This is a genomic window from Streptococcus sp. oral taxon 431 (genome assembly GCF_023115445.1).
In the GTDB taxonomy this organism is placed as follows: Bacteria; Bacillota; Bacilli; order Lactobacillales; family Streptococcaceae; genus Streptococcus.
Map to the genome: position 1 here is coordinate 1 of NZ_JALDUI010000040.1, position 679 is coordinate 679.

Sequence of the window (679 nt, forward strand, 5' to 3'; positions counted from 1 at the left end):
TCAACTGTGTCCCACTAAAAGCATAATCGCCTATCTTCGTTAACGTTCTTGGTAATACTACTTCCTTCAAACTAGAACCTGAAAAAGCTGAAGAGCCTATCTCAGTAACGCCTTCTGGAAGGGTAAGTTTTGTCAACTGTGTCCCACTAAAAGCAGAACTGCCTATCTGTGTTAGCGTACTTGGTAATACTACTTCCTTCAAACTAGAGCCTGAAAAAGCATCTGCCCCTATTTCAGTAACACCCTCTGGAATCACTAGTTTTTCAATTCCTGTTCCAGAAAACAATCCACTTGGAATTGTCTTCCAATTTCCACGAAGCACTACTTCCTTGAGATTCTTCTGTCCATAGAATGGTGAACTAGTTGATTGCAACTCTGATGGCAAGCTAACTTTAGTAAGAGGAGGTAAATCATTAGAATAGTTGTCAGAAAAACTAAAGGAATTAGAACCTAACTTAGTAACACTGTCTGGAATATAAAGTTCTGTAATTCTTGTATTATGGAAAGCTTCGTATCCTATTTCAGTGACTGTCTTAGGAATTGTGATACTCGAAATTCCTGAACCTTTAAAAAGACCGCTAGCTATCTTAGTTATGCCTTCTTCAAAATGAATGGTCTTGAGATGTTGTGAACCCTCAAAAGCTCTGTAAGCATCACTCAAATTCTTTGGAATAACAAC

Annotated in this window: 1 protein-coding gene; it reads right to left on the reverse strand. The window is 38.1% G+C overall.

What is annotated here, in order from left to right; all coding sequences use genetic code 11:
* Positions 1–679: leucine-rich repeat domain-containing protein (locus M1R56_RS10010; protein WP_248036037.1), on the reverse strand; the 679-nt coding region annotated here is incomplete at both ends.